Origin of the sequence: Streptomyces inhibens (assembly GCF_003389455.1) — a bacterium.
Lineage (GTDB): Bacteria > Actinomycetota > Actinomycetes > Streptomycetales > Streptomycetaceae > Streptomyces > Streptomyces inhibens.
Map to the genome: position 1 here is coordinate 32394 of NZ_QUAC01000055.1, position 21141 is coordinate 53534.

General features: G+C 69.7%; 19 protein-coding genes and 2 pseudogenes. 14 read left to right on the forward strand and 7 right to left on the reverse strand.

The window, feature by feature from the left end:
• The first annotated feature begins 7 nt into the window (after positions 1–7).
• Positions 8–1340 (forward strand): annotated as a pseudogene (locus DY245_RS08095) (IS30 family transposase).
• A gap of 71 nt (positions 1341–1411) precedes the next feature.
• On the opposite strand, the gene DY245_RS08100 reads toward DY245_RS08095, so the two are convergent.
• Positions 1412–2773 carry an NsdA family TPR-like regulatory protein gene (locus DY245_RS08100; protein WP_181923573.1) on the reverse strand — a complete coding sequence of 454 codons (1362 nt, stop codon included), beginning with the start codon at positions 2771–2773 and terminating at the stop codon, positions 1412–1414.
• A gap of 109 nt (positions 2774–2882) precedes the next feature.
• On the opposite strand from DY245_RS08100, the gene DY245_RS08105 reads away from it, so the two are divergent.
• The 8 genes from DY245_RS08105 (at position 2883) to DY245_RS08135 (ending at position 7843) form a co-directional block, all read left to right on the forward strand.
• On the forward strand, positions 2883–3164 hold the full coding sequence (locus DY245_RS08105) for a hypothetical protein (RefSeq protein WP_244942907.1): 282 nt from the start codon (positions 2883–2885) through the stop codon (positions 3162–3164).
• Positions 3161–3502 (forward strand): hypothetical protein, encoded by a 342-nt coding sequence (locus DY245_RS08110; RefSeq protein WP_128505030.1) that lies wholly within the window; start codon positions 3161–3163, stop codon positions 3500–3502. The genes DY245_RS08105 and DY245_RS08110 overlap by 4 nt, the downstream gene beginning before the upstream one ends.
• Positions 3503–3573: 71 nt before the next feature.
• Positions 3574–4038: a hypothetical protein gene (locus tag DY245_RS08115; RefSeq protein WP_128505032.1), complete on the forward strand. Its 465-nt coding sequence runs from the start codon at positions 3574–3576 to the stop codon at positions 4036–4038.
• Positions 4039–4117: 79 nt separating this feature from the next.
• The gene (locus tag DY245_RS08120; protein ID WP_128505034.1) at positions 4118–4903 is read left to right on the forward strand and encodes a hypothetical protein; all 786 of its coding nucleotides are present in this window, start codon (positions 4118–4120) and stop codon (positions 4901–4903) included.
• Positions 4904–5069: 166 nt separating this feature from the next.
• Complete coding sequence (locus DY245_RS47475; RefSeq protein WP_280524954.1) at positions 5070–5192, forward strand: hypothetical protein; 123 nt, start codon at positions 5070–5072, stop codon at positions 5190–5192.
• Between the two features lie 479 nt (positions 5193–5671).
• Positions 5672–6127 carry an NUDIX domain-containing protein gene (locus tag DY245_RS08125; protein WP_128505036.1) on the forward strand — a complete coding sequence of 152 codons (456 nt, stop codon included), beginning with the start codon at positions 5672–5674 and terminating at the stop codon, positions 6125–6127.
• A 59-nt stretch (positions 6128–6186) separates the two neighbouring features.
• Positions 6187–7143, forward strand: coding sequence for a hypothetical protein (locus tag DY245_RS08130; RefSeq protein ID WP_181923574.1), 957 nt, complete (start codon positions 6187–6189; stop codon positions 7141–7143).
• Positions 7144–7372: 229 nt separating this feature from the next.
• The gene (locus tag DY245_RS08135; RefSeq protein WP_128505040.1) at positions 7373–7843 is read left to right on the forward strand and encodes a hypothetical protein; all 471 of its coding nucleotides are present in this window, start codon (positions 7373–7375) and stop codon (positions 7841–7843) included.
• A gap of 191 nt (positions 7844–8034) precedes the next feature.
• On the opposite strand, the pseudogene DY245_RS48185 reads toward DY245_RS08135, so the two are convergent.
• From DY245_RS48185 to DY245_RS08150, 3 genes and pseudogenes are all read right to left on the reverse strand, one after another.
• Positions 8035–8211, reverse strand: a pseudogene (locus DY245_RS48185) (IS701 family transposase); the annotation flags it as partial.
• Between the two features lie 20 nt (positions 8212–8231).
• Positions 8232–8879, reverse strand: a complete 648-nt coding sequence (locus DY245_RS08145; RefSeq protein ID WP_128505042.1) for a response regulator transcription factor — start codon at positions 8877–8879, stop codon at positions 8232–8234.
• Positions 8867–10063 (reverse strand): sensor histidine kinase, encoded by a 1197-nt coding sequence (locus tag DY245_RS08150; protein ID WP_128505044.1) that lies wholly within the window; start codon positions 10061–10063, stop codon positions 8867–8869. The genes DY245_RS08145 and DY245_RS08150 overlap by 13 nt, the downstream gene beginning before the upstream one ends.
• 183 nt (positions 10064–10246) lie before the next feature.
• Here DY245_RS08150 and DY245_RS08155 point away from each other — a divergent pair, with 183 nt between their 5' ends.
• Positions 10247–10426 carry a hypothetical protein gene (locus DY245_RS08155; protein ID WP_128505046.1) on the forward strand — a complete coding sequence of 60 codons (180 nt, stop codon included), beginning with the start codon at positions 10247–10249 and terminating at the stop codon, positions 10424–10426.
• Between the two features lie 39 nt (positions 10427–10465).
• Here the strand turns inward: DY245_RS08155 and DY245_RS08160 are convergent, their stop codons facing one another.
• Entirely contained in the window at positions 10466–11491 is a 1026-nt protein-coding gene (locus tag DY245_RS08160) for an Lrp/AsnC family transcriptional regulator (RefSeq protein ID WP_244942908.1), read from the reverse strand.
• A 130-nt stretch (positions 11492–11621) separates the two neighbouring features.
• Here DY245_RS08160 and DY245_RS08165 point away from each other — a divergent pair, with 130 nt between their 5' ends.
• From DY245_RS08165 to DY245_RS08175, 4 genes are all read left to right on the forward strand, one after another.
• Entirely contained in the window at positions 11622–13121 is a 1500-nt protein-coding gene (locus tag DY245_RS08165) for an MFS transporter (protein ID WP_128505048.1), read from the forward strand.
• Positions 13122–13472: 351 nt separating this feature from the next.
• Positions 13473–13619 (forward strand): hypothetical protein, encoded by a 147-nt coding sequence (locus DY245_RS44175; protein WP_181923575.1) that lies wholly within the window; start codon positions 13473–13475, stop codon positions 13617–13619.
• A 259-nt stretch (positions 13620–13878) separates the two neighbouring features.
• The gene (locus DY245_RS08170) at positions 13879–15735 is read left to right on the forward strand and encodes an ABC transporter ATP-binding protein (protein WP_128505050.1); all 1857 of its coding nucleotides are present in this window, start codon (positions 13879–13881) and stop codon (positions 15733–15735) included.
• Between the two features lie 196 nt (positions 15736–15931).
• Positions 15932–17584 carry an APC family permease gene (locus DY245_RS08175; RefSeq protein ID WP_128505053.1) on the forward strand — a complete coding sequence of 551 codons (1653 nt, stop codon included), beginning with the start codon at positions 15932–15934 and terminating at the stop codon, positions 17582–17584.
• Between the two features lie 36 nt (positions 17585–17620).
• Here DY245_RS08175 and DY245_RS08180 read toward each other — a convergent pair whose 3' ends face one another.
• The gene (locus tag DY245_RS08180; RefSeq protein ID WP_128505055.1) at positions 17621–17863 is read right to left on the reverse strand and encodes a peptidoglycan-binding domain-containing protein; all 243 of its coding nucleotides are present in this window, start codon (positions 17861–17863) and stop codon (positions 17621–17623) included.
• A gap of 135 nt (positions 17864–17998) precedes the next feature.
• A complete protein-coding gene (locus DY245_RS08185; RefSeq protein ID WP_244942909.1) occupies positions 17999–20947 on the reverse strand; it encodes an AfsR/SARP family transcriptional regulator in 2949 nt (982 codons plus the stop codon).
• Between the last annotated feature and the right edge of the window lie 194 nt (positions 20948–21141).

Consider the following 21141-nt stretch of genomic DNA (forward strand, 5'->3'; position numbering starts at 1 on the left):
GGGTGCGATGGACTTCGAGATCCGTAAGGGCCGGACAGCTCAGGGGCCGAGGAAGCTCCACGTCGAGCGGGCGGAATACTTCCGGCTCGTGAAGGCGGGCTACAGCAACAAGGAAGCGTCCGAGCTGGTCGGCGTGAACGCGCCGTGAGTGGCGTAACGGCCGGTGGGATCCGCAGCGGTTCAGACCGCCAGTAGGCGGGGCGGTGTCCTGCCCCGCCGGCACCAAGCGGGCGCCTGTTCCCAAGGAGCAGGTGCCCGCCGCCGAGCCGTCCCGGAATCTGTTCGAGCACGAGCGCATACACATCGCCGACCGGCTCCGGGAGAGGGCATCGATCCGGTCGATAGCCGCCGAGCTGGGCCGCAGTCCCTCGACGATCAGCCGGGAGATCCGCCGCAACCGCACTGACGGCACCCGAAAACAGCGGCACTACTGCCCGTTCGCCGCCCAGGCCCGCGCCGATGCCCGTCGGCCACGGCCCAAGCCCAGCAAGATCGGCCACAACCCTCAGCTGCGGGACTTCATCCAGGGCCACCTGGACAAGCGGTGGAGTCCGGAGCAGATCTGCCAGGCTCTGCGGACCCGCTTTCCCGACCGGCCGGAGATGCACGTGGTCCACGAGACGGTCTACCAGGCCCTCTACCTCCAAGGCCGCGGCGAACTACGCCGTGAGCTGTTCCGCGCTCTGCGCACCGGATGCGCCCGTCGCAAGCCCCACCGCCAGGCCCAGCAGCGGCAGAAGCGGTTCTCCCGCCCGATGGTGATGATCAGCGAGCGTCCGGCCGAGGCCGCCGACCGGGCTGTCCCCGGCCACTGGGAGGGCGACCTGATCGTCGGCAAGGACAGCGGCTCCGCCCTCGGCACACTGGTCGAACGCAGCACCCGTTACGTGATGCTCGTTCACCTGCCCAGCGGCCGCAGCGCTGAGGACGTCCGAGACGCCCTCCAGACCACTGTGCAGACCCTGCCACCGCACCTGAAACGGTCCCTGACCTGGGACCAGGGCTCCGAGATGGCCACCCACCACGACTTCGCTGTCGCCACCGACATCCCGGTCTACTTCTGCGACCCGGCGAGCCCCTGGCAGCGCGGCTCGAACGAGAACACCTATTGGTGCAGCCTTGGCAGGCCGGGCTTCTTCGACGGGAGGGGTTCGGCGGGACCGCTGGGTGACTCGGAGAACAACGGTCTGCTCCGCCACTACTTCCCCAAGGGCACCGACCTGTCCGTCCACACCCGCAAGGAACTGGACACCGTCGCCCCCGAACTCAACAGCCGTCCACGCAAGACGCTCGGCTGGGAAACCCCAGCCGAGCGCCTGTCTGAACTGCTCGCGGCCTGATCAACCGACCACGTGTTGCAACGATCACTGGAATCCGCCGAGTGATGTAGCGGGGTCTCGACGCCCGGACGCTATGCGGCGAGGAGTACCCGGGCGCGCTCGTTGAAGTCGGCGACGAGCTGGTGACTGCCGAAGGGGATCATGCGCCGCTGGACGTCTTCCACGGCTTCGACAGCTCGGGATGACTTCACCCGTTGGGCGAGTTCCAGTGTCCTGACTCCAGCGGAGTGCGCCGCTTCAAGGTCACGGCGTTGCAGGTGAGACACGGCAAGCGCCGCCTGCGACATTGCCCCACGGCGTGCGCGCTTCTGGGCGCGGGCGTGCGTAATCGACTGCCGCGCGTGCTCGGCAGCGTGATCCGCCTGGTCAATGTCCCTGAACGCGTTCGCCATCTCGCCGTGCAGATAGGCCGCGTCGATGAACTTTGCCCACACGGGTTCGGTGGCGTGATCAACCGTTGAGAAGGTCTTCTCGGATTCGAGCACCGCACGGGCGGTAGCAGTCTTGTCGCCCATCGCAGCGTGGGCGCGTGCCTCAAGTGCCCACAGATCGGCGAGGCAGGCCCGAGAGTTAACGTGCGCAAGCCCGTGACGCCCTGACTGTGCGAGCCTCCGTCCCTCAGTCGGGTTACCCGTTAGCGTTGCCTGGTCCGCCATGCCGGCGAGCACATGTGCACCTAGAGCAGCGTCGTGCGATTCCTCCGCGAGTCGGAGCGCTTGGATCAGGTACCGCTGTGCCGTGCCGTGTTCGCCATCGTCGAAGGCCATCCAGCCAAGCAGGTACGTCTGTTCGGCGACTGCCGCGCACAGCGCCCGACGCACATCCTCGGAGTACGTCCGGCGGAGCAACGGGTACACATGCTCATTCATGTACTCCGTCAGGAGCAGGCGGCCCGAGCCTCCACCCTGCATAACGTCGGTGTCCTGGAACGCGGCGAACATGTTCCTCACGCTCGTCACGTCTTCCAGCCGCACCCTAGGGCCGGTCTGTGGCGCTTGATCAAGTGTGTTGAGTAGCCAATCCCGCGAAGGTCCGATCCCCGCCGCCGCAGCGAACGGCGACGCTGCAAGGAACTTCCTGCGATCCATGTCCGCTCTCCCAAGCTCGGTCACTGACTCGACCGTCGAAGCCCAAGATGGGCTGTAAGTCAACTGGCGGTCAAGGTCGGGTTCCGCGCCTAGCCCGAGGTCATAAGTCGTGATGCGCCTGCCAAAGTGCCCCGAAAACACATCTGCGATGAGCGCCGGAAGCGGCTGTCTTGCCTCCTGGCCGCTCAGCCACCGACGTACGGCGGTCGCGTCGGGGTTGATGTGCCTGTGACCAGTGGCCAGCGCTCGGGCATGGACGCGTCGGGCTAGCTCGCCCTGACTCATCAGTGATCTCGCGAGTGCGTCAGCTAACAGGTGGTTAGGTTCTCTCACTGCTGCGTCCATCCTTCCGACGACAGTTCAAGTGCCAGGGTTTGCCACCCCGTCGAAGCTACTCCGCTTGTCCGGCCCGCAGTTGGCTTGTCTAGCAACTCAGACCCGGAAGGGGTGGCGGATGACTCTGCGTGAGACGGTCCCGAACACAGCCGACGATGAGCGGCAGCAGGCACCGACAGCAAAGACACTGCCCGATATTGGTCAGATCGTCCATGACACGGCCACCGACAAGGTAGGCGAGTTCCGTGGCGCCATCGGTGGCCGTTGGATGCTTCGGCCGGCTGGTGGCGGTGTCGAGTGGGAAGCGAAGCCGGAAGCGGTTGAGCCGGCGGGCACCTCCGAGCACGTGCGCGCCCTGGCGGCGGAACACAACGCCCGATGCCGGAACACCCGCCCATGAACATCATCAAGGGCTACCGCACCCGAAAGGCGTACCAGCGCACCGCAGCGCTACGGGCCGTGTCGTTGGCTCTCTACGACACCGAGAACGGTACGAACTTGCGCGCCGCGATCTTCGGTGACGCCAAGGGCGTACCCCCGGCGCGGACAGGCGACCGGTTCCGCGAGTTGTGCACGTTGACGCTCTGTGGCACTCGCATAGCGGTCCGGCGGGTCGGAAACCGGCTCGGCACCATCCGCAAGGAACGGGCACGGCTCGCCGCGCTGGATCGGTTCGAGGCGGACCCCCAATACGCGGCAGCCCTGGCACGGCTCCGAGCCGAACGGGGTGAGCAGTGAACGGTTCAAGGGGGCCACTGCGGGGCTACAGGTGCGAAGTCTTCAAGGAGGAACGGGTCTACGGCGAGGGTGTGACCGTCCTGGACGTTCTTGCAACCTCCCAAACGATCTCGCCGAAACTCGCACTCCGGTGGTTGCGTGGGCAGGCACAGCACATTGCGGACAAGCTCGATCCCGAGCGCCGCGCGGTGTGGCAGCAACAGGCCGGACACTACTTCCAGGTTCCCGCAGCAACCTGCTCCGCGCAGTTACGAGCCTGGTGCGAGGACGCTCGCGAGCAAAACACAGCACGCGAACAGCTCAACAACGGCTCGCCGGCCACGCTGGTGGTGTCCGACAGGACAGACCGCTACACGCTGACCGTCTGGCCTCTGCCCGCTCCCGCGGATTCGGGGACCGCCGCGACGCTGCCCGTGTATCGGCAACCCACACGATCGCGCCGTGTTAAGTGCGCCCGAACGGTACTTGTGTCCGTTGCCACGCTCGCCGCGTATGCGCTCGTCGGGTGGCTGTTGCTCGTGCCGTTCACCCGCTGACCAGTCTTCCTCCTCCCCTGCTGTCCGCCCGCTCGGGAGGGGGATGTCAGCCCTGCACACTTCTACCCCTGGAAAGGTCATGACGGAATCGACAGAGACGGAGCGCGCCCCCGGAGCGAAGCTGGACGAGCTGCGCAGTGCGTTGGACGTTCTCGCAATGGGTCCGCGCCACCAGTGGACGGACGTACGTCAGGTCGCCGGAACCTTGGCCCCCCTCGTCTGGGACGAGCTGAAGGCGCGCGGGCTCTGGGACAAGTTGCCCGAGCACGACCACGCCGCCATGTATTGGGCACTCGCGGACGGCCACAACGTCGCCACTGCCCCCGCACCGGACCCGCTGCGGCTTGCCCGGCTGATCTCCGAAGTAGCCCACTTCGCCGAGGAGTGCGAGCACCCCTGGTCTCGACGACGGTGGCCAGAGGCCAAACCCGGCCGATCCGCTGACGGGACAGAAGCGGTCGCCCTCCAGCGTCAGTTCACGGCTCTTTCCCCCGGATGGATGACCGAGATCCTGCGTCGGATGGAGCCACCGCGAGAGCCGGCCGACTGGGAACGAGACCAGCGCCGGGCAGAACGGCCCCCGCTCTCTGTAGCTCTCGCTACCGCTACCGACGCGATGAAGCGCTACGAGTCCCCACCCGCTCCTGTCTCCTACGACGACCGGAGCAGCGAGACCAGCGCGGCGGTGGTCGGTCGCTTCACCCGGTTCCCCGAGGAATGGCGGGTCGAAATTCTGCGGCGGATGGCAGCGGGAGGTAGCCCCCTCCACCTCATTGCAGAAGGGGCCATGTCGATCAACATCCTTCACAGCGAGTTCCGTGTGTCGCTTGCGTGGTGCGCGCGCCCCTTGCCCGCTCACCCCTAACAGCCATGACTTCCGCCATCAGCGGGGACTCCCCGAGGCGCCGGTACCCATTACGGCCGGTAGCTCAACCGATGGCGGGCGCCCGTTCGGCTGTGACGGACGGACGGGCAATGCCCGAGCCCAACCGGGCCGGGGTCGACGAGACACAAGGAGGCGCGGAATGCCCGTGACCACTGAGCCTGAGACCACCGAGACCGACCAGTCCGAGACGGACGCTGACACCGCCGACCAGGGCGAGGGCGACACCGCCGAGCCGGTCGATCTGGTCGGGGCACTGCTCGCCGCGTAAGGCAGCAGCCGGTCAGCTCAACACACGCCGTTCCGGCGGGGCGGGGAAGGCCAGCACCGGCCCCGCCGGACGGTCACGACAACCGAAAGACACAGGTAGCAGTGACACGTAAGAAGTCGTCCCCGACCGTGGCAGCCGTGAGGAGCGAGGCGACCCGCATGAGGGTCGATAACCAAGAGGCTGCACAGCGTAAGGCGCTGTTGCATGAGGTCCCCGCCGACATTCGTCAGCAGGGACGGCGGGACGAGACCCAAGCCAACGCACACGAGCACGACGCGTAAAGACCGTGTCTGCCCGACCCGTTGAGGCCCCGTCCGGCTGCCACGTCACCACGGTGTTGGCCGGGCGGGTCCAGGGCGGTGCGCCCACGCGGGTGCTGTCCGCTCGCAGAGGACGTGACCGGTAGCGGCTGACAGAGTTGTGTCAATCACCGTGAGCACATCGCCGAAGCGCCCGACAGCTCAGCGAAAGGCAAACCCATGAAACGACTCGTTGCCCGCCTGTGGCGTCTCATCCGTGGCCCCCTGCAATGGCGGGTGCTGTGGTTCGCGCACGCCAAATTCATGGTGGGCGTTACAGGAGTCGTCAGGAACGACGCGGGGCAAGTCCTCCTGCTCAAGCACCGAATGTGGCCCCCGGAGCGGCCTTGGGGTCTCCCCACCGGCTACGCCATCAAGGGCGAAGAGTTCCCGCTGACCATCGTCCGGGAGGTGAAGGAAGAGACCGGCTTGGACATCAAGCCCGGTCGCCTGGTGAACGTGACGAGCGGCTACAAGCTTCGAGTTGAAGTGGCCTACGAGGCACTTCACGTCGGAGGAACCCTGAAGATCGACAAGTTCGAGATCTTGGAGGCACGGTGGTTCAGCTTGGACTCACTGCCGACGGGGATGCAGGACTCCCATCGGCAGCTCATCGGGGGCAACACCCCGTCCTGACCCCGTTGGCGCCCAATGAAAGCGTAGTCGGGGCACAGGTCGCGGTGACCCTCGCTGCCTTGCGCGCCGACTCGTCCGAACTGACTGCGAGACACCCGGACCACACGTTCCGTTCGGCCCCCGACCGCCTGACGCAGTGGCAGGCTTCGGGGGTCGATACGGCCGTGTTCCATAGCGGTCTCTACGCGGCTCGGTGCCGATACGCCGAACTCGGGCTCTCTCAAATGATGCCGCTCGACAGGGTGCTGGTGGGGGCGGAGTCGGCTCGGGCGGGTGCCTTCGGCGGGTTTCACCACCCCGACCAGGGATACCGCCACCTGCAAATGCTGTCGGTCGTCACCATGTACGGCCCCATGCAGCACGCCAGCACGCCAGCACGCCAGCACGCCAGCCCGCAGCGCCCGGAGCTGGCGCTACTCGACTTGCTTCGGGCGTACGCCCATGACTGCCTGCACTACGGCTCGCGGCGGCGGTACGTGGATGTGGGGGGCAAGCCGACCCGGACTCAGTACGGGATCAACTTCCGTCGCACCACGGGTCAGTCATACTCCGCTGCCGACCCGCAAGGAACTCCGCACACGCGGAATCTCGGGGTGGTGATGGAGGGCGCGTGCGACAGGGAAGCCCGCCGCATCACCCGTGAGACGGCAGCCCGCGCCGGAATGCGCGAACCTGACCACGTGCTGGGGCGGCTAGCTTTCCGGGACACCACGGGGACGCTCTCGAAAGAGGACGTGACGGCAGACCTGGGCGAGGAGCGCACCGGTGAAGCTGCCCACTACGTGGGAGCGCTCCGCCGCTACGAAGCAGGGGTGAACCACCGGTACGCGGCGTTCCTCGCGGAGTTCGCACCGGGGGAAGAAGAGGACTTGCACGATCTCCTCTTGAACGCAGTAATCAGCGGAGACGTACGAGGGTTGAGCGCATGGCTTGACGCTCGACACGGCCCCGGAACCTTCGCCGGCGCTTTCCTGACGGGTGCCTACTTCGCGCCCGCACTTGGTCTCAGCGCCTAAGAGCCACCGACAGCGAAGCGCCTTGGCGCTGCCGTTGGTCCACCCCGAGCCCCGTCCGACCGCCCTAGAAGGGAGGCCGGGCGGGTCTCGCTCACTACTCGGTCGCCCCCACGGCTGCCAGGCAACCGCCCCATCGGGGGCCAGTCAGGAAGACGCGCCTAGGCCGTCTCTTTCGGATCATCGACCGGCATACTGGGCGCCATCCAAAATACGGCCGGAAGCAGATAGCGTGAAATCCGACATATTTCGCATCAGTGCAAGCCTTGCAGCTGCCACCGTGACGGCACTCGCCCCGTCCTCTTGCGGGGCAGGCAAGCCCGTCGTCACTCCAGAGGCCGTAACTCATTCCGAATTGGTCGGCCGATGGGACGGGGAGCAGAAATGCGGATCGCCGATGGTTCGGCTACGTGACGATTACACTTTTTCCAGCAAAGACTTTCCAGTCGAGTGGGACGGCCCCGTGCCGGACGCGCAGGTGACACGCCGTTCATCCGACGGGAAATGGCATGGGGTCAACAAAGACCCTGGCCTGTCGCCCTATCTGGTACTTAGGTTCAAGAATCACAACGACATCCAGATTCTGCAATTCTTTTTGGAGCATGGAGAGCTGCAGATGGATGGGACTGTCTACGCGGGCGGGGGGGACCCCTATCCCTACCCATGTCACTACAAACGCACTTCTGTCGACCCTGAGGCCTAGTACTCCAGTCGCAGTTTGCTATCACTGCTGGTCAGAGCCGTGTTCCTGAGTGTACTCGGCTGGCGTTCCGTCAGGTTGCGGGAGTTCGTGACCTCGCGTGCGGCGGCGGTAGTGGCAGCGTCTGGCGATGGCTTGGTGACGGCGGCGCCAGCGGGACCAGCTCAGCGCGTGGCCGGCGCGCTGAAAGTGCGTCAGCGATGGACGGCCAACTGCCATGAGGCGCCGGATTTCTGCCACGGTGAGCGGTGCAAGAGTGCCGGAACCGTTTCTGCCGCCCCCTTTTCGGCTGCCGCTGATGCCATGGCAGCGAGGAAGGCGTGGGCGAGCATGGCCAGGGTGATGTGCCGGTACCAGCCCGGATAGCGGCGGCCCCCGTCCAAGACGACGTTCAGGACCCCCCGTTCAAATACGCCAACACCGCCAGCACCCGCCGATGCCCGCTGTCGCTCGGCGGCAGCCCGAGCTTCGCGAAGACATTCCCGATGTGCTTGCTGACCGCCCGGTCCGACACCACCAGCAGCTTTGCGATCGTGGTGTTGTCCCGGCCCTCCGCCATCAGTTGCAGCACCTCGCGCTCGCGCGGCGTCAGGGCGTCGAGCGGATTGTCGCGGCGCCGGGTCATCAGCTCCGTGACCACCTCCGGGTCCAGCGCCGTACCGCCCGCCGCGACCCGTTCCAGCGCGTCCAGGAACTCGTCGACCCGCCCCACCCGGTCCTTCAGCAGATAGCCGACCCCGCTCGCGCCGCCGCCCAGCAGCTCGGCGGCGTAGGTCTCCTCCACGTACTGCGACAGCACCAGAACCGGCAGGCCGGGGATCTCCCGCCGGGCCGCGAGCGCCGCCCGCAGCCCTTCGTCGCGGAACCCGGGCGGCATCCGCACATCCAGTACGGCCACGTCCGGCCGGTGGGCGAGGAGCGCGGGCAGCACCTCGGGCCCACTGGCCGCGACCGCCACCACCTCGTGTCCGGCGGAGGTCAGCAGCAGGACGATCCCCTCCCTCAGCAAGGCGTTGTCCTCAGCGATCACCACGCGCACGGCAGCTCCACTCCGATCACGGTCGGCCCCCCGACGGGGCTGGTCACTTGTACGGTCCCGTCGAGCGCCGCGACCCGGCGCCGGATGCCGAGCAGCCCGCTGCCGCCCGACGCTCCGCCAAAGGCGCCCGCCGGGGAGGCGGTCTCGGCGCCGCCCCGTCCCTCGTCGCGTACCGAGACCGTCAACAGGCCTGCCCTACGGACGAGTTCGACGGCGGCCCGGTCGGCTCCGCTGTGCTTCGCGGCGTTGGTCAGCGCCTCCGCGACGACGAAGTACGCGGCCGCCTCGACCGCCGCCGGCGCCCGCGGGCCCTCCTCCACCCCGTCCGCGCGCACCGCCACATCGAGCCCGCTGCTCGCCGCGAGCGCCCGCACCGCCCCCACCAGACCCCGGTCGGTGAGGATCGGCGGATGGATGCCGCGGACGACATGCCGCAGCTCGGTGAGGGCCTCCTCGACCTGGTCCTGCGCGTCGTCGAGGAGCTTGCGCGCCGCCTCGGGATCCTTGTCGTACGCGCGCCTGGCCAGCCCCACCCGCATCGACAGCGCCACCAGGCGGGCCTGGGTACCGTCGTGCAGATCCCGTTCGATACGGCGCAGTTCGGCACCGTGCGCGGCGACCGCGCCGGCCCGGGTGACGGTGAGCTCCTCGACGCGCTCGGCGAGCTGCGCGGTGTGCCGGTGCTCCGGCGACGGCAGCAGCAGCGCGCGCGACCAGGTGGCGTCGAGGTCGGCGAGGCGGGTGATCAGCGGCAGCACCACGGCCCGCCGCCCCAGCAGCCCGCACCACACGCCGTCGACGAGCAGGCCGATGACCCAGAGGGGAAGCGAGCTGTACGCCAGGAGCACGCCGTAGCCGAAGTGGACGGCGAGCCAGCGCAGATCCCGGTACGTACCCGGGTCCCCGGTCGCCGTACGCACCCGCTCGGACAACGCGCCGGTGAGCGGCAGATACGCCTCGGGGACCGCCTCACCCGTCCAGGCCGCCACCCGGCGCCGCTTGAACCCGGCCATCCGACGCAGCATCAGGACCGTCTCGGGCAGCACGCCGGCGCCGACCCAGATGACCGTCGCGACGGCGGTGAACAGCAGTACGCCGAGGAAGAGATACGACACCAGGGCCAGCCCGGCCGCCGTCAGCAACTGGACCGTGGCCCGCCCCGCCCGCCGTACTGTCTCCCCCATGGTCATCAGGCTAAGCGACCGGGTCGCAGGGCGCGGGCGGGCGTGCTCCCCGGGCGTTGGTGTAGCGCGCTACACCAACGGTTCGGGAGAGCGCTCCCTCGATTCGCCGGCCCGGTGACGGCATTGTCGGTGGCAGAGATTCACCGCTCCCCGATTCACCGCTCCCCGTTTCAAGGAACTCCCGTGGAAGGAACCCCCATGAAGGCCCTGCTCTGGTTCGTGCTCACCGTGGCCCTCGTCGTCAATGTCTCCACCAGCTTCGCCTTCGACGGCGTGCAGCAGGTCCTGATCAGCGTGTCCAGCGGCGTCGTGCTCATAGCGTCGGCGGTGGGGCTGTTCCTGATGCGCGGCAAGCGGTCCTGAGGCCGTACGACCGCGGCCCGCCCCGGGCCCCGGCAACGGTCACCCGGACCGCGGGGGCAGCCGCCGGACCTCCCCGGCCGGCGCGATCGGGCCCGCGCCCTTGACGGTGCGCAGCACGGGTGCGGTTTCGAGGGTGTGGATCGCGCCGAGGGCGCCGAGGCGGTGGGTGAGGTAGTCGTGCAGGGCCGCCGGGTCGGGGCACAGGGCGTGGGCGACCAGATTCGTACGGCCGGTGGTGGCGGCGACGAAGGCGAGCTCGTGGTGCCCGGCCAGGGTGGTGGCGACCTGCTCCAGGTGTGCGGGAGTGACGGTCATCCACAGCAGCGCCTGGGTGGTGGCACCGAACCACGCGTCGTCGACCTCGACGTCGAAGAAGATCACGCCGCCGGCCTGCAGGGCGGTGAGGCGGCGGGCGACGGTGGCCGGCGACCAGCCGGTGGCCGCGGCCAATTCGGCGTGGCCGGCCCGGCCGTCCCGCTGGAGCGCGGTCAGCAGGGCGTGGTCGGCGTCGGTCAGTGACGGCCCGGCGGTCGGCACGCTACCGCTGTCCTCCGGCGCCAGTTGGCGCTGCTGCCGTTCGGTCAGGGTGCCGGCGCGGCCGCGCCAGGCGGTGGGGCCGCCGAGATAGCTGTGGAGCAGGTAGTGCGCGGAGACCGTGGTGATGCCGGCGGTACGGGGGATGTCGTGCAGCAGCAGTGAGTGGCCGCCGCCGGCCGGGGTGTGGACGACCGCGATGATCTCGGTGCCGCCGGAGGCGAGCTTCACCCACGAGGTGTCCGCCCGCCGGGCCAGTGCATGGGCAAGATCCTGGGCGCTGTGCGGGGCAGCGGTCAGCCGTACGAGCCACTGGGCCCGGCCCGCGCGGTGCGGGTCGGCGAGTCCGACGACGCGGAGCGCGGCATCGGCGCGCAGCCGCCGGTAGCGGCGGGCGACGGTCTGGGTCGATACGCCGAGCACGGCGCCGATCCGGCTGAAGGGCGCCCGCCCGTCGATGTGCAGCGCATGGATCAGACCGCGGTCGATCTCGTCCAGCATGGCTGCGTTCCGCCTGACTGTGTCATGCATGGATAAATCCTTCACTCTTCCCGGCTGCATGGAACAGATCGGCGATCTCTGCGCCACAGGTGGAACGCAGACAGTACGTGGCAGCACGCTCGGCCGCGAAGACACCACTCGCTGCCGAAGGGAAGAACGCATGCCGAAGGACCTGTCGGCGTCGCCGGGCGCGCCGTACCACCGGCGCTGGGCCGCGCTGGCGGCCTTGCTGGCCGCCGAGGCGATGAACCTGCTGGACTCCACGATCATGACGGTCGCCGCACCGGTGATCCATACCGACCTCGGCGGGCCCGCCTCCGACATCCAGTGGTTCAGCGCCGCCTACACCCTGCCGTTCGCCGTCCTCCTGATCACCGGCGGCCGGCTCGGCGACATCGCCGGGCGAAAGCGGGTCTTCCGGATCGGCGTCGCCGGTTTCGTGCTCGCCTCGCTGCTCTGCGCGCTGGCCGTCTCACCCGCGATGCTGATCACCGCGCGGGCCGTCCAGGGCGCCGCGGCCGCCCTGGTCATTCCCCAGACCATCGGTCTGATCCGCAGCATGTTCAGCGGCGACGAACTGGCCAGAGCCATGGGCAGCATCGGCCCGGTCATGGGCCTGGCCGCGGTGTGCGGGCCCGTACTCGGCGGGGTGCTGACCCACGCCGATGTGCTCGGCTCCTCCTGGCGGGCGGTTTTCCTCGTCAATCTCCCTCTGGGGCTCGGTGTGCTCGCCGCGGCACCGCTCCTGCGCGAGGACCGCTCCGCCCGGCGGCCGCGGCTCGACCTCACCGGTACGGCGCTGGCGGTCCTCGGTACGGGTCTGCTTGTCCACCCCCTCATCGAGAGCGACAGGGCCGGCGGGTCGCCCCGGGCCTGGGGAACCCTCGCCGCCGGCCTCCTGGTCATGGTGGTGTTCGGGCTTCACCAGCGTCGCCGTACGCGGCGGGGCGGCAGTGCGCTCGTCGAGGCCGGTCTGTTCCGGGACCGCGGCTTTCCCGCCGCGCTGGCCGCTTCCGTGCTGTTCTTCGCGGTGGTCAACGGCCTGATGGTGGTCGTCGTGCTCCAGCTCCGGCTCGGGCCGCACACCGATGTCCGCTCGGCCGGCCTCACCCTGCTGCCGTGGTCGTGCGCGATGGCGATCGCCTCGTGGATCGCGGGCGCCCGCCTGGTGCCCCGCAGCGGCTCCCGCGTGATGTTCGCCGGGCTCGCCACCCTGCTCGGCGGCGCACTGGCCGCCATAGCCGTCTACGCCACGAGCCCGGCCACGTCGTACCCCTGGCCGCTGCCGGCGGCCCTGGCGGCGTGCGGGCTGGGACAGGGGCTTTTCGCCGTCCCGTTCTTCACCACCGCCCTCGGCCGGGTCCGCCCGCACGAAACCGGCTCGGCGGCCGGTCTGCTCAACGCTGCCCAGCAGCTCGGCGGCACGCTCGGTGTCGCCCTGCTCGGCACCATTTTCCTCCACGCCGCGGCTGTCGGCCCGCCGACCGGGGTCACCGCGCTGAGCGGCGCCCGTAGCGCCTTCTGGGCCGCCGCCGGCCTCATCGCCGCCACCGGCGTGGCCGCGGTGTTCATGCGGCGCCCCGCTGCCGTGGCCGAGCCGGGGCTAGCCCGGTCGGTGTCGGCGCGGCCGGCGTCCGCGAAGGGCGGGCGGCTCGACTGACGGCCTCAACTCCCCTCCCCACGTGGGGAGGTGGCGGAGAGTCGAAAGGTGGTCGACAGGCAGTTGACGCGTAGTCGGCAGGTAGTTGGTGTGCGCAAGTAGGCGGATTTTCCAGGGCCGGACGCTCCCGCCGTGCGGTATCCGGAGAGTTACTCAGCGGCACTCTTCGCAGGTAGATAAGGGGCACATCCGCCCATATCTGAATTTTCACGCATATCGCCTTGTTGAAGGTAGGTATGCGTCGTAGCTTGGGAGTTGAGGCGCTGGAAACGGCGCACCACAAAGCAATCCAACGCAGGGAGGCGAGCATGAGCTTCCGGAATCTTTTCCCCAGGCGCAGGCGCCACGACGATGACTGGTACGGCGGGCGCGGAGGGGGTCGCTTCGGCGGGCGCGGTCGCGGTGGTGGTCGCGGACGCGGGCGCGGGCGCTTCGGCGGACGCGGACGCGGTCGTGGTCGTGGTCGTGGATTCGGCTACTACTGACCAACGGCCCTGAGTGCGGGGCGGGCTCGCGTACACCGCGAGCCCGCCTCGTCGGTCAGGAGCCCGTACCGTCTGCACTGCGTCTGATGGCGGTCAACAGCCCAACTCCGGTCAACAGTGCGCACTGCCCGACCTGACGTGGCGACCCTATGCACCTGCACAGCTCACGCCGGCGCTCAGCACGTACTGAGGCGCCGCCCCAACAAGGCAGGGATCTCCTGTCCGTTGGGCAAGGTTCTTCCTCCGGACATACCTCTGACACGACCGGCGATATGCCCGACAAGGGCGAGGGCCGCGTACACCGGGTCCCGACGGCGGACGCCCCGATCCGCACCAGGCGGGTCAGCGTCAAGGAAGCCTGGCGGCGCTTCTGGCCGCTGACAAAAGGTGACCGACGCTGGCTGATCCTCATCTTCGTCTGCGCCATCGTGGCCGCACTCGCGGAGACCGTCGCCATCCTTCTCTTCGCCGAACTCACCGACAACGCCCTGCAGAAGGGGTCGGTCAGCGCTTTTTGGACCCCGGCCGGCCAGTGGCTCGCCGTAGCCGTCGCCGGCGCTGTGGTCGGATACCTGGGCAGCTCGCTCGCGGCCTGGACCGCCGAACGCTTCGTCATGCGGCTACGGGCCCGCGTCTTCGCCCATCTCCAGACGCTGCCGCCACACTTCTTCCAGCGCAATCGCCGCGGTGACCTGGTCGAGCGGATGACGGGCGATGTGGACGCCATCGAACAGCTCGTGGTCTCCGGCCTGGTCCAGGCGGCCACGGCCCTGTTCGGCGTCCTCTTCTACGCCGCTGCCGCCCTCTGGCTGCGCTGGGACATGGCGCTCGCCACCTTCGTCCTGGCCCCGCTGTTCTTGATCACCACCCGCCGCTTCACGGGCCGTCTCAAAGAGGTGTCCCGCCGGGAACGCGCGGCGGACGGCGCCATCACCTCGGTTGTCGAGGAGGGACTGGTCAACGTCGTCCTGACCCAGGCCTACAACCGGCAGCACGACGAGGAGGAGCGGCTCCGCCGCGAGGCGAGCAGCCAGCTGAGGGCATCGGTGTCCAGCGCCCGTATCAACGAGTTCTACGAGCAGATCGTAGAGGTCCTCGAAACGCTCTGCGTCCTGACGATCATCGGCCTGGGCGTATGGGAGATCGCCGCGGGCCGGATGTCCCTCGGAGAGCTCCTCGCCTTCGCCGCCTTCATCGGCTACCTCTACCCGCCGATCCGTTCCCTGGGCCAGCTGGGCCTGATGGCCACCGAGGCGACCGCCGGAGCCGCGCGACTGCTGGAGATCCTCGACGTCCGGCCCGCCGTCACCGACCCGGACCCCTCCGCCGTCGCCACGGCACCGCACCGCGCGGCCGGCGAGGTCGAAGCACGCCGGGTCACCTTCCGCTACCCCGGCAGCCCCGACGCGGCCCTCCGGGACTTCTCCTTCACCGCGGGCCCCGGGGAGATCCTGGTCGTCACCGGCCCCAGCGGCGCCGGCAAGTCGACCCTGGCCGCGCTGCTGCTGAGGTTCTACGACCCCGATGCCGGCAGCATCCATCTGGACGGCATCCCCGTGAACCGGCTGCCGCTCGTCCACCTCCGCCGGAACATCACCCTCCTGCCCCAGGAAACCCTCGTCCTGCACGACACCGTCGAGGAGAACATCGCCTGCGGACGCGACCACGCCACCCACAGCGACGTCGTACAGGCCGCACAGGCAGCCGACGCCGACGAGTTCATCGCCGCCCTCCCGGACGGCTACCAGACCGTCATCGCCCCCGGCACCGCCCGGCTCTCCGGCGGCCAGCTCCAGCGCATCGCGATCGCCCGCGCCATGCTCCGCGACGCCCCCGTACTCATCCTCGACGAGCCCACCACCGGCCTGGACGCCCTGGCCACCCAGCGCATCATCGCGCCCCTACGCCGCCTCGCCGAAGGCCGCACCACCATCGTGATCACCCACGACCTGGACTTCGCCGCCGACGCCGACCACATCCTGGTCCTGGACCAAGGCCGCCTGGTGGAATCAGGCACCCACCCCCAACTCCTCGACCAACACGGCCTGTACGCGACGCTGTTCCACGCCCATCCCCCGTCCCGCAACGGCACGTCGCATGCCGCGGTGCGGCCGTCGGGGGGTCGCTGACGACAGAGGAGCCCCGGAGCCCTCGGGGGCATACGGGGCCCGGGCGCACCCGGGGAGCCACGGTCCGGAGCGCACCCATGCAGCCACTGCATGGGTGCGCTCCGTGACGCCACGAGTACTCACCACACAAGGCGCCAAAACGAGCGAGGCTCGCTCCCCGGCCCCACCATGGTGATGTGATGAACCAGGAGCGCGCGTGACAAAGCCCCACACAGCCGGAGGTGACAGCACCGCCGGAGCCCGCCACCTCCGCAGAGCGGTCGGGTTCTGGGGCCTGATGTTCATCTCGCTCGGGTCGATCATCGGCTCGGGCTGGCTGCTGGGGGCGCTCACCACCGCCGTCATCGCCGGTCCCGCGTCACTGGTCTCCTGGGTGCTCGCCTCGGCGATGCTGGCGGTGCTCGCGCTGGCCCATGCCGAGCTGGGTGCCACATATCCGGTCGCGGGCGGCACCGCACGGTTCCCGTTCTTCGCCTTCGGTCCGCTGGTCGGCTTCACCGCGGGCTGGATGTCCTGGCTGCGGTCGGTCCTGATCTCGCCGATCGAGGTGGAGGCCACCCTCTCCTACCTGGACCGCATCGGCTGGATCCACGACCGGGTCCACATGCTGCACGCCAACGGCACCCTCACCGCCGCGGGCCTGGTGATCGGGACCGGCTTCATGCTGCTCTTCACCCTCATCAACGTCCTCGGAGTGCAGCTGCTGTCCTCCACCAACTCGGTCACCGCCGTCATCAAGACAGCCGTACCCCTGCTGACCGTGGTGGTCCTGATGACGCTGGCGTTCCACGGTGGGAACTTCACCGCCGGCGGCGGCTTCGCCCCGAACGGGGCGCACGGCGTCTTCGCGGCGCTGCCCGCCGGTGTGGTGTTCGCGCTGCTCGGCTTCGAGCAGGCGATCCAGCTGGCCGGTGAGGCCCGCGATCCGCAGCGTGACGTCTCGCGGGCGGTGATCGTGGCCATGGCGATCGGCACCGTGCTCTACCTCCTGCTCCAGGCCGCCTTCATCGCCGCCCTGGACCCCGCGGCCCTGGCCCACGGCTGGGCCCATCCCGTAGGAGAGGGCAATTTCGGTCCGTACGCCACTCTCGCCACCGTCGTCGGGGCCAGTTGGCTGGCCACCATCCTCTACGTCGACGCGGTGATCTCCCCTGCCGGCACCGGCCTGGTCTACATGGCCGGCGCCGCCCGCCTGTCGTACGCCATGGGGCGCGAGCGCGTCCTGCCCAGACCCCTCGCCCGGATCGGCCGCCGCCGCGTACCGGTCGTCTCGATCCTCCTGGCCTTCGTGGTCGGCGAGCTCGCCTTCCTGCCGTTCCCCAGCTGGCAGGCGCTGGTGGGCCTGGTCACCTCGGCGGCCGCGGTCATGTACGCCTTCGCACCGGTGGCACTGCACGCCCTCCGGGTCCGCGACGGCGGCCGGCCGCGCCCCTACCGGCTGCCCGCCTGGTCGGTACTGGCCCCCGCGGGATTCGTCTTCGCCAATTTGATCTTCTACTGGTCCGGCTACGAGGCCGACTGGAAGCTCGGCATCGCCGCCCTGCTCGGCTTCGCCGTCCTGGCGCTGACCCGACGCGGAATCCCCGCCGCCGAACGCAGCGGGCTGCGCTGGAGATCGTCCGCCTGGGTGCTGCCCTGGCTGGGCGGCATGGTCCTCATCGCCCACTTCGGCCGGTACGGCGGCACCGGCGCCCTCCCCAACTGGTGGGACCTGGCGATCGTCATCGCCCTCAGCCTCGCCGTGCACTACACCGCCGTACGGCTCGCGATCCCCCCGGACGCGGTGAACGCAGCCGTACAACACGAGGAAGCCGGCGAATCCGTCCCCCAACAGCCACCACCCACCTGACACCGCCGCCGCCCAGACCCTCGGCCGGACAGGCCCTCAGCGGCCGCAGCCCGGCATGGGAGCGTCGAGGAATTCCCGGGTCTGCGGCCCCACTTGACCGTCGTGCGTGAGGCCGCTGCATTTTTGGACGGCGCGTACGGCGGTCTCCGTGCCGGTGCCGAATTTCCCGTCGATGGCCGGCGCGTTGTCGTAGGTGTGGTTGAGCAGGCCGGGTCGCACCGGCCGGCAAGTGATCACCGCGATGAGAGCCCCGACCGGCGAATCGGTCGCGGACCACATCTGCCGTCCTGGGCAGAGAATGCGACGAGGGCCCGAACCGTGGGTCGGGTGACTCGCTCACGCCTTCCGGAGCCCGGGGGGGATCAGAGGCGCGGCCTGCATGGTGGCGACGCCGCATCTACGCCGACCTACGGGCTAGCAGTCTTTGCACTCTTTGAGGCCCGCGATCGCCAGCGCGCGCTCCTCAGGATGCTCATCGGCTCCGGGCAGGGCGAGCGCGGTCCGGAACTGCTCTCGTGCCTCGGCGACGCGGCCTGCCGCGGAGTAGGTGCGGCCCAGCCGGTAACGGATGTCCATCTCCAGCCGGTCGCAGTTGGGTTCAGTGAGTGGGGACAGCGTCCGGTGCTGGGAGAGAGCCTGGTGGTGGAGGGCCGCCGCGGCGCTCAGGTTTCCCTCTCCATGCTCTGCCGCGCCCAGCCGGGTCAGGACGATCGCGTGCATGAGGACGTCCCCGACCCGCTGAGCCAGGTCCGCCGCGTGGCGGTAAAGGATCTTGGCCTCACCGTACTGGCCGAGGTCGAGGTGGACGCCGGCGGCGTTGCCCAAGGCCATGCTGATCATGCGAGGTCTGCCGTTCGTCTCGGCGTGGGCGCGGGCGGCGGCGAAGCAGGCCAGCGCCTCCTCGCATCGCCTCTGGCTGTGGTGGACGGCGCCGAGTACGCACAGCCCCATCGCGGCGAGCCAGTGGTCGTCGAGCCGCTGAGCCAGCTCAACTGCCTCGGTGAGACAGGGAATTGCCCGCTCGGCCCGGCCCGAATTCAGGTCGGCGGCCCCCAGCCCGGCCAGGGCCCGCGCCTCTTCGCGCCGGTCCGCGCGGTGGCGGCTGAGGTGAAGCGCCTCGGTGAACCAGGCGTGCCCTTGGAGGATGCGGCCCTGATAGATGTCGGTGATGCCCATGCAGTTCCGCAGTGCGGGGGCCATCCGCCGGTCGGTGGCCTCGTCCGCGTGCGCGAGCGCGATCTCCAGGGCTGTTCGGCACTCGTGGTAACGGCCCCGGCGTACGAAGTAGTCGCTCAGGGCCTCGGCGATCCAGCACGCGTAGTCGGCCTCGCCGAGCGCTACGGCGTGCCCGACGACGTCGACGAGCTCTCCGCTCGCCGCGTCCAGCCAGCCGCCGGCGTCCTTCCAGTCCGCGAACGGCGCTCCGGCGGGTTGCGGCCCGGTGGGGAAACCGCCCTCGCCCCAGTCGCTGGTGATCCGGCCCGCGTCCAGATAGAGGCGGAGTACGGCTGTACGGGCCGCGCCGGCTTCGGCGGGTGCGGCTTCCGCGAGCCGCCGCGCGTGCACCCGAACCAGGTCGTGCAAGCGGTAGCGGCCCGGACGAGTCTGCTGCAGCAGACTCGCGTCGACCAGGCTTTCCAGGGTCTGCTCGGCGTCGCGGGACGAGCAACCCAGCATGGCCGCTGATGTCAGCGGGTCGAACTCGACCGTCGGCGACAGGCCCAGGGTACGGAATCCGCGCTGCTGCGCCGGCGCGAGCTGGTCGTACGACAGCCGGAAGGTCGCCTCCACGCTGCGATCCCCGGCACTCAGCTCGCCGAGGCGGCGCTCGTCGCCCGCCATCCGGTCCACCAGGTACGCCAGCGTCCAGGCAGGGCGGGTCTGCAGCCGTGCCCCGGCGATGCGCAGCGCCAGCGGCAGCCCGTCGCACAGCCGGACCAGCTCACGCGTCGCCTCCGGCTCCCGGTCCGCGCGCTCCTCCCCGACGATGTGCCTGAGCAGGGACAGCCCATCGCCCGTCTCCAGGGGCTCCAGGGTGACTCGTCGATCGGTGTCCAGTCCGGCCAGCCGCCGCCGGCCGGCCACCATCACCATGCTGCCCGGCCCGGCGGGCACCAGCGGCCGTATCTGTTGCGCGCTCAGCACATCGTCGAGCACGAGGAGCAGCCGCAGCGAGCTGGTCGCGGCCCGCCAGGCCGCGGTGAGTTCGTCGAGGTCGTCAGGCACCTCGCTGTCGGCTGCGCCGACCGACCGCAGCAACCGCCGCAGCACTCGCTGCGGCGGTTGCCTCTGCCCGCCCGTGCTGTGCGCGCGCAGGTCCACGAACAGGCAGCCGTCCGGGTAGTGGACGCGCAGCGCACCGGCCGCGTGGACGACGAGCGCGGTCTTGCCGACGCCGGCAGTGCCGTCCACCGCCACGATGGACACGGATTCGGGCGGCGAGGACGCGGTCAGCAGCGCCAGTTCGCGCTCCCGCCCGATGAGGCGGCCGGTGTCGCCCGGCAGTTCGTTGACCGCGCGGCGGGGCCGGGGCCGGTCCGGCGGAGCGGCAGAGCGCGCCACCGCCGGACCGAGGAGCTGCTCGTCATCCCGGCGCAGCACCGCCTGGTGCACCCGGCGGAGTTGCTCGCCGGGATCGACCCCGAGCTGGTCGCGCAGCCGCTCGCGCATGTCCTCATAGGCGCTCAGCGCGGCCACCTGGCGTCCGCTGCCGTACAGGGCGCGCATCCGCAGCGCTGTCAGCGACTCGTCGTACGGATCGGACTCGGGCAGAGCGGACACAGCGGCGAGGTCGTCCAGGGCGTCGGCGGACCGGCCGAGAAGAACCAGGCACTCAAGCCTCTCCTGCTGAAGCGTGCGCTGCCGCTGCGACAGCCGCTGCCGCTCGCCCTGCGCGAACGGCCCCGGCAGCCCGGCCAGGGGCTCGCCCCGAAACAGGGTGAGCGCCTCGGTGAACCGGTCCATTGCGGTGGCCAGGTCACCGGATGCCCTCGCGCGCTGCGCCTCACCGACCCGCTCGGCCAGCTCCGTCACATCGAGCCGCACTCCGTCGCTGACGAAGCTGTATCCGCCCCGGCCACTGCGGATCACCGACCCTGTCCGTCCGGCGCCCTCCGCGTCGAGCGCCTTCCGCAGCGGGTAGACGTAGCTCGGCAGTACCCGGCGACCGGACCTCGGCGGCTGTGCACCCCACACGCCGACGAGCAGCTGCTCCTGGCTGACCAGCGGGCCCGGACGCAGCATCAGCGAGGCCAGCACCGCCTGCCGCCGAACCGGCCCCAGGTCCAGCGGCGTCCCGTCACGCCAGGCCCGCACCGGCCCGAGCACCGCGATCCGAAGCCGCTGATGAGATCCCCCGTCCATCCCGAAGCCTCCGCTCCCCCGCATCATCGAGATTTCATCGGCATTTCAGCGCCTCCCGCAAGGGTTGGCAAGTCACCACCGAGAACCGCTGGGAAGCAAGGGAACGGCGAGAGAGGGAAGGCACCGGGCGCGGGCTCGGCCGGCTCCACGGCACCCGCCACGGGGGAACTCACCATGACGTACCCGAGTGTTCC

Coding starts and splice junctions, on each gene's coding strand:
- DY245_RS08100 (WP_181923573.1), bottom strand. CDS start 2,773: ATGGACGCAGCAGTGAGAGAACCTAACCACCTGTTAGCTGACGCACTC.
- DY245_RS08105 (WP_244942907.1), top strand. CDS start 2,883: ATGACTCTGCGTGAGACGGTCCCGAACACAGCCGACGATGAGCGGCAG.
- DY245_RS08110 (WP_128505030.1), top strand. CDS start 3,161: ATGAACATCATCAAGGGCTACCGCACCCGAAAGGCGTACCAGCGCACC.
- DY245_RS08120 (WP_128505034.1), top strand. CDS start 4,118: ATGACGGAATCGACAGAGACGGAGCGCGCCCCCGGAGCGAAGCTGGAC.
- DY245_RS08125 (WP_128505036.1), top strand. CDS start 5,672: ATGAAACGACTCGTTGCCCGCCTGTGGCGTCTCATCCGTGGCCCCCTG.
- DY245_RS08150 (WP_128505044.1), bottom strand. CDS start 10,063: ATGGGGGAGACAGTACGGCGGGCGGGGCGGGCCACGGTCCAGTTGCTG.
- DY245_RS08160 (WP_244942908.1), bottom strand. CDS start 11,491: ATGCATGACACAGTCAGGCGGAACGCAGCCATGCTGGACGAGATCGAC.
- DY245_RS08165 (WP_128505048.1), top strand. CDS start 11,622: ATGCCGAAGGACCTGTCGGCGTCGCCGGGCGCGCCGTACCACCGGCGC.
- DY245_RS44175 (WP_181923575.1), top strand. CDS start 13,473: ATGACTGGTACGGCGGGCGCGGAGGGGGTCGCTTCGGCGGGCGCGGTC.
- DY245_RS08170 (WP_128505050.1), top strand. CDS start 13,879: ATGCCCGACAAGGGCGAGGGCCGCGTACACCGGGTCCCGACGGCGGAC.
- DY245_RS08180 (WP_128505055.1), bottom strand. CDS start 17,863: ATGTGGTCCGCGACCGATTCGCCGGTCGGGGCTCTCATCGCGGTGATC.
- DY245_RS08185 (WP_244942909.1), bottom strand. CDS start 20,947: ATGGACGGGGGATCTCATCAGCGGCTTCGGATCGCGGTGCTCGGGCCG.